The 14,188-nt window shown below is 66.0% G+C and carries 21 protein-coding genes and 1 tRNA gene; 16 read left to right on the top strand and 6 right to left on the bottom strand.

Annotation, left to right across the window (positions count from 1 at the left end):
* Both VGV37_RS02005 and VGV37_RS02000 read right to left on the bottom strand, forming a co-directional pair.
* A partial coding sequence (locus tag VGV37_RS02005) for an ammonium transporter (RefSeq protein WP_326877932.1) occupies window positions 1–1,331 on the bottom strand: 1,331 nt, incomplete at its 3' end.
* A 100-nt stretch (window positions 1,332–1,431) separates the two neighbouring features.
* Window positions 1,432–1,770, bottom strand: a complete 339-nt coding sequence (locus VGV37_RS02000) for a P-II family nitrogen regulator (RefSeq protein ID WP_326877931.1) — start codon at window positions 1,768–1,770, stop codon at window positions 1,432–1,434.
* A 233-nt stretch (window positions 1,771–2,003) separates the two neighbouring features.
* Between VGV37_RS02000 and VGV37_RS01995 the strand changes: the two genes are divergently transcribed.
* Window positions 2,004–3,236 carry a UbiH/UbiF/VisC/COQ6 family ubiquinone biosynthesis hydroxylase gene (locus tag VGV37_RS01995; RefSeq protein WP_326877930.1) on the top strand — a complete coding sequence of 411 codons (1,233 nt, stop codon included), beginning with the start codon at window positions 2,004–2,006 and terminating at the stop codon, window positions 3,234–3,236.
* On the opposite strand, the gene VGV37_RS01990 is transcribed toward VGV37_RS01995, so the two are convergent.
* The 4 genes from VGV37_RS01990 to trxA are packed head-to-tail and all read right to left on the bottom strand — an operon-like array spanning window position 3,237 to window position 5,429.
* On the bottom strand, window positions 3,237–3,593 hold the full coding sequence (locus tag VGV37_RS01990; RefSeq protein ID WP_326877929.1) for a DUF971 domain-containing protein: 357 nt from the start codon (window positions 3,591–3,593) through the stop codon (window positions 3,237–3,239).
* Window positions 3,590–3,796, bottom strand: coding sequence for a Trm112 family protein (locus tag VGV37_RS01985; protein ID WP_326877928.1), 207 nt, complete (start codon window positions 3,794–3,796; stop codon window positions 3,590–3,592). The genes VGV37_RS01990 and VGV37_RS01985 overlap by 4 nt, the downstream gene beginning before the upstream one ends.
* 25 nt (window positions 3,797–3,821) lie before the next feature.
* Window positions 3,822–4,493: an LON peptidase substrate-binding domain-containing protein gene (locus tag VGV37_RS01980; RefSeq protein WP_326877927.1), complete on the bottom strand. Its 672-nt coding sequence runs from the start codon at window positions 4,491–4,493 to the stop codon at window positions 3,822–3,824.
* Between the two features lie 27 nt (window positions 4,494–4,520).
* Window positions 4,521–5,429: a thioredoxin gene (gene trxA, locus VGV37_RS01975; RefSeq protein ID WP_326877926.1), complete on the bottom strand. Its 909-nt coding sequence runs from the start codon at window positions 5,427–5,429 to the stop codon at window positions 4,521–4,523.
* 188 nt (window positions 5,430–5,617) lie between these two features.
* On the opposite strand from trxA, the gene VGV37_RS01970 reads away from it, so the two are divergent.
* The 15 genes from VGV37_RS01970 to VGV37_RS01900 form a co-directional block, all read left to right on the top strand.
* Window positions 5,618–5,692: transfer RNA gene (locus VGV37_RS01970), tRNA-Gly, on the top strand.
* Window positions 5,693–5,888: 196 nt separating this feature from the next.
* Window positions 5,889–6,134 (top strand): helix-turn-helix transcriptional regulator, encoded by a 246-nt coding sequence (locus VGV37_RS01965; protein WP_326877925.1) that lies wholly within the window; start codon window positions 5,889–5,891, stop codon window positions 6,132–6,134.
* The gene (locus VGV37_RS01960; RefSeq protein WP_326877924.1) at window positions 6,131–6,934 is read left to right on the top strand and encodes a hypothetical protein; all 804 of its coding nucleotides are present in this window, start codon (window positions 6,131–6,133) and stop codon (window positions 6,932–6,934) included. The genes VGV37_RS01965 and VGV37_RS01960 overlap by 4 nt, the downstream gene beginning before the upstream one ends.
* The gene (locus VGV37_RS01955; RefSeq protein WP_326877923.1) at window positions 6,931–8,592 is read left to right on the top strand and encodes a DNA cytosine methyltransferase; all 1,662 of its coding nucleotides are present in this window, start codon (window positions 6,931–6,933) and stop codon (window positions 8,590–8,592) included. Before VGV37_RS01960 ends, VGV37_RS01955 begins: the two co-directional genes overlap by 4 nt.
* 56 nt (window positions 8,593–8,648) lie before the next feature.
* The gene (locus VGV37_RS01950) at window positions 8,649–8,837 is read left to right on the top strand and encodes a hypothetical protein (protein ID WP_326877922.1); all 189 of its coding nucleotides are present in this window, start codon (window positions 8,649–8,651) and stop codon (window positions 8,835–8,837) included.
* Complete coding sequence (locus tag VGV37_RS01945) at window positions 8,834–9,094, top strand: hypothetical protein (protein ID WP_326877921.1); 261 nt, start codon at window positions 8,834–8,836, stop codon at window positions 9,092–9,094. The genes VGV37_RS01950 and VGV37_RS01945 overlap by 4 nt, the downstream gene beginning before the upstream one ends.
* Window positions 9,091–9,672: a hypothetical protein gene (locus tag VGV37_RS01940; RefSeq protein ID WP_326877920.1), complete on the top strand. Its 582-nt coding sequence runs from the start codon at window positions 9,091–9,093 to the stop codon at window positions 9,670–9,672. The genes VGV37_RS01945 and VGV37_RS01940 overlap by 4 nt, the downstream gene beginning before the upstream one ends.
* Window positions 9,669–10,658, top strand: coding sequence for a site-specific DNA-methyltransferase (locus VGV37_RS01935; protein WP_326877919.1), 990 nt, complete (start codon window positions 9,669–9,671; stop codon window positions 10,656–10,658). Before VGV37_RS01940 ends, VGV37_RS01935 begins: the two co-directional genes overlap by 4 nt.
* Entirely contained in the window at window positions 10,655–11,110 is a 456-nt protein-coding gene (locus VGV37_RS01930; RefSeq protein ID WP_326877918.1) for a hypothetical protein, read from the top strand. Before VGV37_RS01935 ends, VGV37_RS01930 begins: the two co-directional genes overlap by 4 nt.
* A 2-nt stretch (window positions 11,111–11,112) precedes the next feature.
* Entirely contained in the window at window positions 11,113–11,478 is a 366-nt protein-coding gene (locus tag VGV37_RS01925) for a hypothetical protein (RefSeq protein WP_326877917.1), read from the top strand.
* A 37-nt stretch (window positions 11,479–11,515) separates the two neighbouring features.
* Window positions 11,516–11,938, top strand: a complete 423-nt coding sequence (locus VGV37_RS01920; protein WP_326877916.1) for a hypothetical protein — start codon at window positions 11,516–11,518, stop codon at window positions 11,936–11,938.
* Window positions 11,939–11,978: 40 nt separating this feature from the next.
* On the top strand, window positions 11,979–12,239 hold the full coding sequence (locus VGV37_RS01915; protein WP_326877915.1) for a hypothetical protein: 261 nt from the start codon (window positions 11,979–11,981) through the stop codon (window positions 12,237–12,239).
* An 8-nt stretch (window positions 12,240–12,247) separates the two neighbouring features.
* The gene (locus VGV37_RS01910) at window positions 12,248–12,691 is read left to right on the top strand and encodes a hypothetical protein (protein ID WP_326877914.1); all 444 of its coding nucleotides are present in this window, start codon (window positions 12,248–12,250) and stop codon (window positions 12,689–12,691) included.
* An 89-nt stretch (window positions 12,692–12,780) separates the two neighbouring features.
* A complete protein-coding gene (locus VGV37_RS01905) occupies window positions 12,781–13,995 on the top strand; it encodes a DUF932 domain-containing protein (protein ID WP_326877913.1) in 1,215 nt (404 codons plus the stop codon).
* A gap of 62 nt (window positions 13,996–14,057) precedes the next feature.
* Window positions 14,058–14,188, top strand: a 131-nt coding sequence (locus VGV37_RS01900; RefSeq protein ID WP_326877933.1) for a ClpX C4-type zinc finger protein, incomplete at its 3' end; no start/stop codon positions are given.

Raw genomic sequence — 14,188 nt, 5'->3', positions numbered from 1 at the left:
TCGAGCCCATCGCGCTCGATTTCCTCGTCGACGCGCAGGCCCATGACGATGTCGAGGACCTTGAGGATGACGAAGCTTGCGATGGCGCAATAGACGACGGTGAAGGCGATGCCCTCGAGCTGGGTCAGGATCTGGCCCGGGTTGCCGTCGATCCAGCCGCTCTTGCCGTCGCCGCCGATGGCGGCCTTGGCGAACACGCCGGTCAGCACGGCGCCGATCATGCCGCCGACACCATGGACGCCGAACGCGTCGAGACTGTCGTCATAGCCGAACAGCCGCTTCATGCTGGTGGCGCTGAAGTAGCAGCCGGCGCCGGCCGCGAGGCCGATCACGAGCGCGCCGGTCGGATCGACGAAGCCCGAGGCGGGGGTGATCGCGACCAGGCCGGCGACGGCGCCGGAGATGATGCCCAGCACCGACGGCTTGCCCTTGAGCGCCCATTCCACGAACATCCAGGCGAGTGCGGCGGCCGCGGTCGCGATCTGGGTGACCGCCATCGCCATGCCGGCATTGGTGTTGGCGCCGCCGGCCGAGCCCGCGTTGAAGCCGAACCAGCCGACCCACAGCAATCCGGCGCCGATCACCGACAGCACCAGGTTATGCGGGGCGAAATGCTCGGTGCCGAGGCCCTTGCGCTTGCCCAGCATCAGGCAGGCGACCAGGCCCGCGACGCCGGCATTGATGTGCACGACGGTACCGCCCGCGAAATCGAGCACGCCGGCATCGTTCAGGTAGCCGCCCGGGCCCCAGACCCAATGGGCGATCGGCGCATAGACCAGCAGGCTCCAGCCGGTCATGAACCACATCATGGCCGAGAACTTCATGCGGTCGGCGAAGGCGCCGCAGATCAGCGCCGGCGTGATGATCGCGAAGGTCATCTGGTAGGTCATGAAGACCGATTCTGGAATGGTCTTGGCCAGCGGGTTGATGGCGTCGAGCGCCATGCCGTTCAGCATCAGGCGCGTGAGCCCGCCGATGAAGGGCGTGCCCTCGGTGAAGGCCAGGCTGTAGCCGACGATCATCCACAGCACGGTGACGAGGCAGGTGATGGCGAAGCTCTGCATCACGGTCGCCAGCACGTTCATCTTGCGGACCATGCCGCCGTAGAACAGCGCCAGGCCCGGGATCGTCATCATCAGCACGAGGGCGGTCGAGGTCAGCATCCAGGCCGTATCGCCCGAATCGAGCTTCGGTGCCGCCGCATCCGCCGCCGCCGCCACCGCGGGGGCCGCATCCTGCGCCAGCGCCGGTGCTGCGAACGCGACCAGGCCTCCCAGAAGCGCCAAGCCGGAAAGGCCGGCTATCCTTCCGGCCGTACCGAATTGCCTCATGCTGCGTGCTCCCTCATACGCGGTTCGAAAAGTGCCAATGATCTGGCTGAATGGATCGGCTCGAGGCCGGTGGAAACAAGATCCGTGCCAAGGCGCGGGACTAGAGCGCGCTGGCGCCGGTTTCGCCGGTGCGGATGCGGACCGCATGAGCAATCTCCAGGACAAAGATCTTGCCATCGCCGATGCGGCCGGTGTTCGCGGTGCGCTGGATGGTCTCGACCGCGCGCTCGGCCAGGTCGTCCGGCACGGCCAGCTCGATCTTGAGCTTGGGCAGGAAGCTCACGGAATATTCGGCGCCACGATAGATCTCGGTCTGGCCCTTCTGCCGGCCGAAACCCTTCACCTCGCTTACCGTCAGGCCCTGGATGCCCAGGCTCATCAACGCCTCGCGAACCTCGTCGAGCTTGAACGGCTTGATGACGGCAATGATGAATTTCATGGCTCTGGAGCTCCCCCCGGGCGACGGTTCGGACACGTCGGACCGGCACAGCGTGTGGCGTTACCGGATGGCCGCTTCAAGATCCGTGCCGCCGGCCGATGGCGACGTCCGGCCACGTGCGGACGCTCTGCCGATCGCCGATTGCCCAAATATTAGGCGGATGAGGAGGCCGTCGCGGTGCAAACCGGCCGCCGCTGGACAAGTCTGGTCCGCGTGGGCCAAGGTGCTGCCCCATGAATACGCGCCTCAATGCCGATGTCGTCGTCGTCGGTGGCGGTTTGAGCGGCCTGCCGTTCGCCATCGCTACCGCGTCCGCAGGCCTTCATACGGTCGTGATCGATCGGGAGACGCCCGCGGTCATGCTGGACGAACCGTTCGACGGCCGCACCTCGGCCATCGCCTATGGTTCCCAGCAGGTGCTGGCCGGGATCGGCATCTGGGATCTGGTCGCCGGGCAGGCGGAACCGATCTGCGACATCCGCGTCGCCGACCAGGGGTCCTCGCTGTTCCTGCACTATGATCATCGCGATCTGGGCGACGATCCGCTGGGCTATATCGTCGAGAACCGGGTGCTGCGACGGGCGCTGTTCCAACGGATGGCGGATCTGCCCGACCTCGTTCACCTGGCGCCGGCCTCGGTCGATCGGATCGAGGCCGCGGGCAGCGGCGTGATCGCCCATCTGGCCGACGGGCGCCAGGTCAAGGCGCGCCTTGCCGTTGCCGCCGACGGTAAGAATTCGCGCCTGCGCGAGCAGGCCGGGATCAAGACGCTCGGCTGGCAATACGCCCAGCACGCCATCACCGGCACGGTCGTCCATGCCGAGCCGCACCATGGCGTCGCGGTCGAGCATTTTCTGCCGGCCGGCCCGTTCGCGATCCTGCCGATGGTCGATGATGCCGAGGGGCGTCACCGCTCGTCGATCGTCTGGACCGAGCGGGCGGCGGTGGCGCCGGCGATGATGGCGCTGAGCGAGAGCGCCTTCACCGCCGAACTGGCCGGACGCTTCGGTCCGCACCTGGGCGCGGTCGCGCCGGCCGGCCCGCGCTGGCACTATCCGCTGGGCGTGCTCTATGCCGAACGCATGATCGGCGAGCGGCTGGCGCTGCTGGGCGAGGCCGCCCATGTGATCCACCCGATCGCCGGCCAGGGCCTCAACCTCGGCATCCGCGACGCGGCGGCGCTCGCCGAACTGGTCGTCGACGCCCATCGGCTGGGGCTGGATCCGGGGGCGGCGACCGTACTGGAGCGTTATCAGCGCTGGCGCCGGGTCGACACTGTGGCATTGGCGGCCGTCACCGACGGGTTGAACCGGCTGTTCTCGAACTCGATCGCACCGGTCAGGCTGGTCCGCGACATCGGTCTGAAGCTGGTCGACAACGCGCCGGCGCTCAAGAAGCTGCTGATGCGCCATGCGATGGGCGTGCTGGGCGAACTGCCCCGGCTGGTCCGGGGCGAGCGGCTCTGATTAGCGCTGGAGGCCCTGGGCCTCCAGGGCAGCCAGGTAGGCCGGCCAGCGGGTGCCGTGTTCCCGGCCCAGCTGATGCAGGTAGCGCCAGGTGAAGATGCCGGTATCGTGCGCATCGTCGAACAGGATGCGCACGGCGTAGTTGCCGACCGGCTCCACCCCGGCGATGCCGACCGACCGTTTGCCGGCGACTGTCACCTTCTGGTCGGCACCATGGCCCTGAACCTCGGCCGACGGGCTTTCGACCCGCAGGTATTCGGCGGGCAGGCTGGCGCTCGTGCCGTCGTCGAACGCGACGTCGAGCCGCCGCTCGGCGCGCTTCACCGTCAGCTCGAGCGGCCAGACGTCCCCGATCACGGGGCGGGCGCCTTGTCATCGCCGATCTGGCGCGCCTCGTCGACCAGCATGATCGGGATGCCGTCGCGGATCGGGTAGGCGAGGCCTGCCTGGTCGCTGATCAATTCCTGGGCATCCCGGTCATAGCGCAGCGGCGATTTGGTGAGCGGGCAGACCAGGATCTCCAGAAGCTTCGGGTCGATCTGCGGAAAACTGTCGGCCATGGCGCAGCGTCTTTCTCTAGGCGGGTCAGTTGGCGCGCGGGCGCGCGCCGTCGTCCTCGGACGAAGGATCGAGAATCGCCATCTCGATGAGCCCGGTCAACAGCCGTGCCCGTTCGGCGGCATCCCTGGCCTGCAGCAACGTCTGCTTTTCGGCCGGCCCGAACGGGCAGATCATGGCGAGCGACGTCACCAGCCGCTCGTCGGGCGTGCCCGAGACGGTGTCCCAGTCCGCCTTGATGCCCTGCCGCCTGAAGAACACTTTCAGGCCGGCGATCAGGCGGGCCCGGTCGGCCGTGCCGTCGGGCGTTTCGTGGAAATCCTGGCGATAGGGCGACCAGTCCGGCGTCACCCGGCGATAACCGCCGGGGGTCAGGTGGTCCTCGATCACGTCGAACCGGCAGATGCCGGTCAGGGTGATCAGGTAGCGATGGTCTTCCTCGGCGAAGCTGGTGATGCGCCCGACGCAGCCGGTGCGGTAGATCGGCGGCTCCGCCCCCTCGGGCCGTTCGACCGACGGCTGGATGATGCCGATCAGCCGGTCGGACGCGATCGCGTCCTCGGTCATGGCCAGGTAGCGCGGCTCGAACACGTTCAACGGCAGGCGTCCGCGCGGCAGCAGCAGAACCCCCGGCAACGGAAAGATCGGCAGGCTGTCGGGAAGGTCCTGGGGTCGGGTCTCGAAACCGCGCTCTGTCATGATGAGGAGGGATCTAGGGCGATCCGGTCAGCTGAACAGGATCGACGACAGGCGTTTGCGCGCCTGCACGGTCAGCGGGTCGACCGGACCCAGCGCCTCGAACAGCTTCAGCAGCTGCTTGCGCGCCGCCTGCTCGTTCCAGTCCCGGTCCGCCCGTACGATCTGCAGCAGATGGTCGATCGCCGCCGCCTGTTCGCCGGAGGCGAACAGCGCATTGGCCAGCTCCAGCCGTGCCTCATGGTCGGCCGGGTCGGCCGCCAGACGTCCCTCGAACTCGGCGGCGGCCCCCTGGGCCGCGGCGGCGCCCTCGGCCAATTCGATCGCGGCCTTGACCGAGATCACGTCGGCATGCTTCTGGCCGTCGCCCGCCGGCACCTGGCCGATGATTTCCTTGGCATCCTCGATGGCACCCTGGCCGAGCGCGATGCGGGCGAGGCCGGCCAGTGCCACCGCATTGTCCGGCTGATGGTCCAGTACCTGCGCGAACACGCCCTGGGCGGTGGCGAGGTCGCCGTCGGCCAGCGCCTGTTTCGCCATGGCCAAGGCTTCGTCGATCGGCGACGGCCCGGCCTTGCCGGCAAGCCGCTGGATGAAGGCCTTGATCTGGCTTTCCGGCTGGGCACCGACGAAGCCGTCGACCGGCCGGCCGTCCTTGAAGGCATAGACCGCCGGTATCGATTGGACCCGCATCTGGGTCGGGATCTCCGGATGGTCGTCGATGTTGAGCTTGACGAGCTTCACTGCACCGTTGGCGGCCTTGACCGCCTTTTCGATGATCGGGCTCAGCTGCTTGCACGGGCCGCACCAGGGCGCCCAGAAATCGACGATGACCGGCACCTCCATCGACGCGTCGATCACGTCGGTCACGAAGGCTGCAGTGGTCGTATCCTTGATGAGATTGGCGGCGCTGGGCGCGCTGCCGATGAGCTGTTCCACGGTCTTCGACCCTCTTTGCCCGAAAGTGGCACCATAGATGGCGGTTCAGGCGCGCAAGGACAAGCATCGTCCGCATGGCAGCCGCGCGGCCCTCGGAAGGGCGACCGCACAAAATTGCGCTTGCATGACGACGAGCCATTCGTATTATCCGGCCCACCTCGGACGGCAGCGCTGCCGTCCAGCCGGATGCGGGCGTAGCTCAGGGGTAGAGCACAACCTTGCCAAGGTTGGGGTCGAGGGTTCGAATCCCTTCGCCCGCTCCAAAAAGAGGTAGGAAATTCAAGGCGCTAGACCGGAAACGGTTTGGCGCCTTTTTCTTTGTTTCCCGCAGGCTGCGGGAAATGCGAAATCGCTGCGGTGCAGCACGAAATGACGCGGACTTCGGCTTGATGTTTCGACTGGAATTAACAAGCCGGTTGTTTTATCATCCACCAGCTTTGAAACATGCTGGTGAGGGATATGGACGCGAGCGCACAAGCACCGGAGATCCGAAAGGCCGTCGGCGAGATCATCCGCCGGCGGCGCCGGGACCGAGACCTGACGCAGCGCCAGCTGGGCGAGATGGTTGGCGTTTCCGGCGCCCAGATCCTGACCTTCGAAAAAGGCATCCGCCCCATCGAAGTGACCCGCCTGGTCGCGATCGCCCGGGTTCTCGACATCAAACTCGGTGAGCTGGACCAGCCGCTGCGGGAGCGCGCGGCGTGAGTGCTGTCAAACTGCGGCTGCTCTCGCTGGGGGCCGGCGTCCAGTCCTCGACTCTCGCATTGATGGCGGCGCGCGGTGAAACCGACGAGATGCCAGATGGCGCAATCTTCGCAGACGCCGGCTGGGAGCCTGATGCCGTCTATCGCCAGGTTGACTGGTTGGAAAGCGTGCTGCCTTTCCCCGTTCATCGCGTTTCCGTCGGAAATCTGCGCGAAGATATTGAGGCGCAAGCGGCCGATCCACGGCGGCGAATCGCCGCCGTGCCCTGGTTCACGCTGTCCCCCAGCGGAAAGCGGGGTATGGGGCGCCGGCAGTGCACCAAGGAATACAAGCTGACCCCGATCCGTCGGAAGGTGCGCGAGCTGTTGGGCGGAAAGACACCAAAGGGTGCGGTTGAGATGTGGATCGGCATCTCGACTGACGAGGCGTGGCGGGTGAAGCCGAGCCAGGTGGGCTACATCATCAATCGTCACGTGCTTATCGAGAAACGCATGTCCCGCCAGGGCTGCGTCCGCTGGTTAGCGGAGCGGCAGTACCGTCTGGCACCTAAGAGTGCGTGTAAGGGCTGCCCGTATCACGACGATACTATGTGGCGCGACATGAAGATAAACGACCCGTCCAGCTTCTCGGACGCAGTCGTGGCGGACCGTCTCATCCGAAATGGTGGGAGCAACATGCGTTCGCAGCAGTTCATGCACCGTTCCTGCAAGCCTCTCGATCAGGTCGATTTTTCGAACCTAGAAGACCTCGGGCAGCTGAACCTCTTCAACAATGAATGCGAAGGGATGTGCGGGGTATGAGCGCCGCCCTGCAGCTCGATCTCTCCCCGCCGGCCTATCTGACCTTCGGCCGCGGCGACGGGACCAACGATCTCGTGTTCGACGGCTTCGCCGGCGGCGGTGGCGCGTCGGAGGCGATCAAGCAGGCCATCGGCCGTGATCCGGACTATGCCTGGAACCATGACGACGAAGCCCTGTGCATGCACGAGGCCAACCACCCGGGCACAAAGCACTTCCAGCAGAACATTTGGCAGGCCGACTTCGCCGGTACCGCCGGGGGCCGGCCACTTTGGTTCGCCTGGTTTTCCCCGGATTGCAAACATTTCTCGAAGGCAAAGGGTGCGGTGCCGCTGAAGCGGAACATCCGGGACCTCGCCTGGGTCGTGATTCGCTGCATCCATGAGCTGGGCCGCTTCAAGCCGCGCCAGATCTTCCTCGAAAATGTCGAGGAGTTCGTCACCTGGGGACCGCTCATCCAGGACGCGGCCGGCAATTGGGTCGTCGATCCGCTGCGTAAGGGCGAAACCTTCCGCAAGTGGGTTGCCGAGCTACGCCGCTACGGCTATCGCGTCGAGTGGAACGAGGTTCGCGCCAGCCACTTTGGAGCGCCGACCATCCGCAAGCGGCTGTTCCTGATCGCGCGCTGCGACGGGCAGCCGATCGTCTGGCCGAAGCCGACGCACGGTCCGGGGCTGCTGCCGTTCCGGACGGCCGCGAACGATTGCATCGACTGGTCGATCGCCTGCCATTCCATCTTTCTCACCCGGGAAGAGGGGCGGTCGGTCGGCGTGAACCGGCCCCTGGCCGAGGCAACGATGGCGCGCATCGCGAAGGGCGTGCAGCGGTTCGTCATCGACGCGGCCGAGCCGTTCATCGTGACCTGCAACCACAGCGGCGATGGGTTCCGCGGTCAGGGCGTGAACGAGCCATTCAAGACGCTCACCGCGGCGCGCGATGCGCACGGCTTGGTCGTTCCTTTTGGCGTTCCGCGATATGGCGAGCGCCAGGGCCAGGAGCCGCGGACGGTTGATCTGTGTGCGCCATCTCCTGTGGTCGTGCCGACGGGCAACGGCATGAGCTTGGTCGAAGCGTTCCTGACGAAATTCCAAGAGAACTCGTCCGGGCAGCTCGGCCTCGTGGCCGCCTTCCTCGCCCAACACAACACCGGCGTCGTCGGGCATCCCGCCACCTCGCCAGTGTCCAGTATCACGGGCACGGGCAGCCATCAGGCGCTCGTGGCGAGCCATCTCGTGAAGCTGCGGGGCTCTTGCAAGGACGGCCAGCCGCTCGACCAGGGCATGCCGACCAGCACGGCCGGCGGCTTCCACCTCGGCGAAGTCCGGTCGTTCATGATCAAATACTATGGCTCGGCCATCGGCCAGGACGTCGCCGAGCCGCTGCACAGCGCAACGACGAAGCCACGCTTCGGTTTGGTGATGGTGCAGGGCGAGCCCTACGAGATCGTCGACATCGCGATGCGGATGCTGACCCCGCGAGAGCTATTCCGCGCCCAGGGCTTCCCCGAGAGCTACATCATCGACCCGATCTTCAATGGCAAGCCGCTCTCGAAGAGCGCGCAGAACCGCATGTGCGGCAACAGCGTCTCGCCGCCGCCGGCCATCGCGCATATCGCGGCCAACGTCGGTACCGCGGTCGCCGCCGCAACGGGTGCCGCATGAGCGCCGGGCCCGAGATCAGACCCCTCACCCTCGCCCAAGCGAAGGAGCTTTCCTACATGTGGTCGCGCTGTGTGACCTGGAAGCATTTTCCGGGAGCCGTTCCCCAGCGCGATGCGCTGGTGCGCAAGCAATGCGTCGAGCCGCTGCCCGACGGCACCTATGGCGTCTCCCTGATCGGCTTCGCCTCCCTCGGCGCCTATCTCCAGCGCGAGGCGCAGTTCGCCGCGCGGGGGATGGCAGCATGAGCCTCGTCACCGCCGCCGACATCAAAGCCGCGCGCATGAAGTGGTGCGGCCATATCGACTACGCCGATCGGCACGAGACCAACTACGAGTGCGACCAGTTCCCGGAGCTGTGGAAGCTGGTCGTCGGCCCGCGCGGGTCGCGCTCGAAGGTGGTCGCCTCCTCGAAGCTCTACGTCGGGAAGGTCGAGGTGGCGAGCAACCACCAGGCCATCGCCGACGCGATCAACGCGCACCGCGCTGCGGCAGTCGCGAAATGAGCCGCGCCACGCTGACCTGCCACGAGGGCGAGGCCTACAGGATCACCACGCTCAAGAGCGAAGGCGGCGCCATCGAACGCCGGTTTGCCGCGCTCTGCGGCGCCTGCAACGAGTCGACCATGTTGCCCGAGCGCGACCTGACCATCCCCCCGATCGCCGTGCGCCAGAAATTCGGTCGCATCGGCTGGATCGTCGCCGAACGCAACGCCCGCCACAATCGCTGCCCGAATTGCCAGGGCACCAAGAGGGACAAGACCACCATGGCCGCTCCGCTCAAGCCCGTGCAGCCCACGGGGCCGACGATCGCCCAGATGTTCCAGGTCGGCAGCCAGCTCGACGATCACTTCGACGAGAAGGCCGGCCGGTACGAGGCGGGCTGGACTGACGAGCGCATCTCGACCGAGCTGAACATCCCGCGAGCGTTCGTCGCCCAGGTCCGTGAAGAGGGGCCGTGGGGCAAGATCCGGTCGTTCGACGACCTCGATGCGCTGAAGGCCGAGGCCGGCACGCTCAAGGGCATGATCGCCGACTTCGAGAAGCGGGTGATCGATGCCGAGCGCAAGCGGGTGTCGGCGTGACGACGCGGATACTGGTTGGCGACTGCCGGTCGATCCTGCGCACGCTGCCGGATCGGTCCGTGCATTGCTGCGTGACATCGCCGCCATATTTCGGCCTGCGCGACTATGGGGTCGATGGTCAGATCGGACTGGAGGCGACGCCGTCGGCATTCGTGAAAGAGATGGTCGCCGTCTTTCGCGAAGTCCGCCGAGTGCTGCGCGATGACGGCACGCTCTGGCTGAATCTTGGCGACAGCTACAACGGCCAGGGCGCGCGATCGCCGAACATCCGCGAAGACGGAAGCCTTTCGTACCGGGCCGGCGGCCAAGCCATCCAGGTCCCCGGGCTGAAGTCAAAAGACCTGATCGGTATTCCGTGGCGGGTCGCCTTCGCTCTCCAGGCCGACGGCTGGTACCTGCGCTCTGACATCATCTGGTCGAAACCCAACCCGATGCCCGAGAGCGTCACCGATCGGCCGACCAAGGCACACGAGTACCTGTTTCTGCTGAGCAAGAGTGCCCGGTATTTTTACGATGCAGATGCAATCCGTGAGGTCGCGACGGTCGGCGACAACGGATCATCCTTCACAGGAGAGCGCGATCTTTCCGTGCATCCAAACCGGGGCATGAAGAGAAGGTCGGGGAACAAAGCTCGCAAGCCCGGGACCGCTCGCGGTTGCCCTGATGGCACAGGATCGAACGTCTGTGGATCGGTGCCCTGGGAAGGCGAAGGCAGGAACAAGCGTTCGGTCTGGACTGTCGCGACGGCGCCATTCAAGGAAGCCCATTTCGCGACTTTCCCGCCGGCGCTGATCGAGGATTGCATCAAGGCCGGATGCCCGAAAGGCGGTCTCGTCATGGACCCGTTCGGGGGCGCCGGCACGACGGGCCTCGTTGCTGACCGGCTGCAGCGTGACGCGCTGCTGATCGAGCTGAACCCCGAGTATGCCCTCATGGCGCGTCGGCGCATCTTGGGCGACGCCACGCTTCTGGGAGAGGTCGCATGAGCGAATCGAAGGTCGACGCCTATTACTGCGAGGCGCTGAAATATGCCTATCGGCAGACCAAGGACGGAATCGTCGTCTCGTTCGTCGTCCACCCTGACGACATCCCTGATCGCATGGCATCGGCCCCGCTGGGCACGCGCCTGATCCTGTCGGTCGCGGAAATGGCCGACGACGACACCCCGGCCCAGCCCGACGCCGATCGCGCCCGCCTGGTGCAGCAAGCCGCCCTGCTGCCGAAGGAAGTCGCGTTCCGCCGGTGGTTGTTCGACTTCGAGGTCAGCGACGACCGGGCGCCAGAGTTCACCGAGGACGAGGCCAAGGTCGAGCTGCGCCGGCGCCTGGGCGTGGCCAGCCGGGCCGACATCAAGACCAACAGCGCCGCGGCCCTGCGGCTCGTCGAAATGCGCAACGCTTATCTGTCGGCCTGCGGCCGCACACCTGGAGGAATCTGACCATGTGGATTTTCATGAACGACGCCATGCTCTCAATCGTGGAGCTGACCGGCCAGCAGGACGAGCTGCTGGTCCGTGCCCGGATGCCGGGCGACCTCGAGCGCGCCTTCCCCGATGCCGAGGTGTCGGAGTCGCTCGACCGGGACTATCGGTTCCGCGCCGTCATCAGCCGGAAGACCGTCGCGGCCGCGATCGCCGACCGGATCTGCGCCATCGACTATCCGAACTTCAAAAGCTCGATCGGCAACCACGGCGACCACTCGCACGAGCGGCACCACGCCTATTTCCGGGTCTGGCACATCATGAACGACGTCCAGCACTCGCTGCTGAATTGGGTGAAGCCGGCGAAGCGCGCGGGAGCCCGCTGATGGGAGCGCCCCTCAAGGAACAAGGGAGTCTGCAGCTGTGAGCGAGGGGAACCAGCAGTTCGACAGCTTCATCCAATGGGTGAACAAGGCGTCGTCGTGGCTCTGCCGGCGCGGGCCGCAACACAAGGCTATCTGCCTCGACGCCAAGAACCGGCTCTGCGTCAACGGAGCGGATATGATGCGCGCCCGGGATGAGGGGGCTTTCCCGGTCCGATGGCTCTGGCCGGAGGACGTGGCGAAGCTCGCCGGTCGGCCGTCATCCGTCTTGAGCCAGGACATCGCGGCCGCGGTCGAGAGCGTCCGAACGGACCATGGCGTCGTCGGGATCAGGGCGCTCGGCGACTTAATGTCCGCGCTCGGATCGTCGACCCTGCTGACCTTCGACGACGGGACCTGGCTGCCGTGCGATTTCATCGCCGCGCACTGTCAGGAGATGATCGACGACGCCTCGGAGGCCTGAGTTCGTTGCGGAACGAAAAGAGAACCATCATGCTTCGCCGATGGCCGACTACACCCGCCCCCTCCGTCAATATGTCGAGCACGGGATCCAGATTCTCGTCGAGTGCCGGCAGTGCGGGCACACCGCGACCTTCTCCCCGTTCGGCCTGGCCGCGCGGTGGGGAAAGGACATCGACCCGGCCTTCCTGCCGTTCCGCTGCTGTGCGCCCAGGGAAGCCGACGGCCGCCGCTGCCGGTCGCGGTCCGTGCGCGTTAGCCCGGTCTGGCCGGAACAGGTTGTCGATCTCAACGGCAAGAAGTGAAGACCGCGATGCCGATCAAGCCTGAGAACCGCGCCCGCTACGGCGCCAAGTGGGACAAGATCTCGGCGGCCATCCGCGAGCGGGCCGGGCATCGCTGCGAGTGGTGCGACGTCGCCGGCGGCGCCTGGGGCTACCGGGACCCGACCGGCAAGTTTCACCAAATGGATGCGGCCGTGCTGCGCGATCACGGATACACCCGGCCGCCGTTCATGCTCGACTGGCCAGAGATCGAGCACGGCGAGGTGAAGATCATCATGATCATTCTCACGGTCGCCCACCTCGACCACGTGCCGGAAAACATGGATCCGGCCAACCTCGCGTGCCTCTGCCAGAAGTGCCATTTGACTTACGACGCGGGCCACCACGCCGAGAATGCCCGGCACACGCGCCGCAAGCGCAACGCGATTGGCGATTTATTCAACCCGGTTGATGGATTTATCAAGTCGGCTTGAAATTCCTATTGCGAACGATTGCAACGTCTCCTATGGTCGGATGGCTGGAGATTTCCAGCCAACCAAGCCAGCCCGACCGGGAGCACCCAATGTCCGCTTTGCCTGTTTCACCCGCCACCTCCGACGCCGTGACCGGCTCGTTCCGTACTGCCGCCACCACGAAGGGTGCGGTCAATTCCAACGTCTCCAGCCAGTGGTGGAGCCGGCCGGATGATCAGAAGTTCCTGTCGCTCGATGATCTCTATGCCCACACCAAGGGGCTCGCCGACGTGTCGCACGCCAGCATCGTCGAGACGAACAAGCTCCGCGTGATCGCCGACCGGGCGGACCCGCGCGATCTGCGCCTGGTGAACCAGACGACCGGCCAGGAGATGCAGCCGAGCCACTACGCCTTCACCCAGCTCGCATCGAAGGTCGAGGCCAAGCCCTCCTTCCTGCGCACGCTGCCGGGCACGATCGCGGGCCTGGTCCTGCAGTACAAGCTGATGCACTACCGGCCGGAGCTGCTGAAGGCCTATGCCCGCCAGGACGAGACGAACGAGCTGCGCGCTGTGACCGGCCCGGACTATGGCCGCATCTTCGACCACGAGATCGTGGAAGCCGTGCAGCGCATCGCTGGCAACGGCACCGGCGACACGCGCTGGAAGGTGCCGGGCATGCTGGACTGGAGCAGCCAGAAGGGCGGCACCGTCACCTACAACCCGTTCGTGGACGTGACCAAGCAGACGACGACGCTCTTCGCCAGCGATCGCGACGTCTTCCTGTTCCTGGTCGACGACACCCATCCGATCGAGATCGGCAAGCTGCCGAACGGCGACCCGGATCTCGTGTTCCGCGGCTTCTATGCCTACAACAGCGAGGTCGGCGACCAGAAGGCCGGCCTGGCGACGATGTACCTGCGCGGCGTGTGCTGCAATCGGATGCTCTGGGGCGTGGAAGGCTTCCAGGAGATCAGCATCCGGCACACGAAGAACGCCCCGGTCCGCTTCGACGCCGAGGCCGCGCCGGCGCTGAAGACCTATTCCGAGATGGCGACGAGCAAGCTGCTGAGCGGCATCACCGACGCCAAGGCGACTGTGGTGGCGCGCAACGACGAGGACCGCCTCGATTTCCTGCTGGGCCAGAAGTTCTCGAAAGGGCAGGCCGACGCGATCATCGCTTCGGTGCTGAACGAGGAACAGACGGCGCCCGAGTCGATCTGGGACTTCGTGAACGGCATCACCGCCGTGGCCCGCACGCTGCCGCACCAGGATGCGCGCATCGAGATGGAGAAGAAGGCCAGCCGGCTGCTCGCCCGGGTCTGAGCCATAGCGCGCCCTGCCGGAAACGGTGGGGCGCTCGCCTTCCTATTCCCTGGAGACTCATCATGAGTGATACCACCAAAGCGGTCGCGGACGAGGCGAAGGTCTTCCCGCTCTACTGCTCGTTCTGCGGCAAGAGCGACACCGAGGTCGCGACCATGATCGCCGGCCCGACCGTGTTCATCTGCGACGAGTG

The organism is Aliidongia sp. (genome assembly GCF_035943795.1).
Classification (GTDB): domain Bacteria; phylum Pseudomonadota; class Alphaproteobacteria; order ATCC43930; family CGMCC-115725; genus Aliidongia.
The sequence above is the reverse complement of the archived record's forward strand: the minus strand, read 5'-3'. Positions and strand labels throughout refer to the sequence as shown.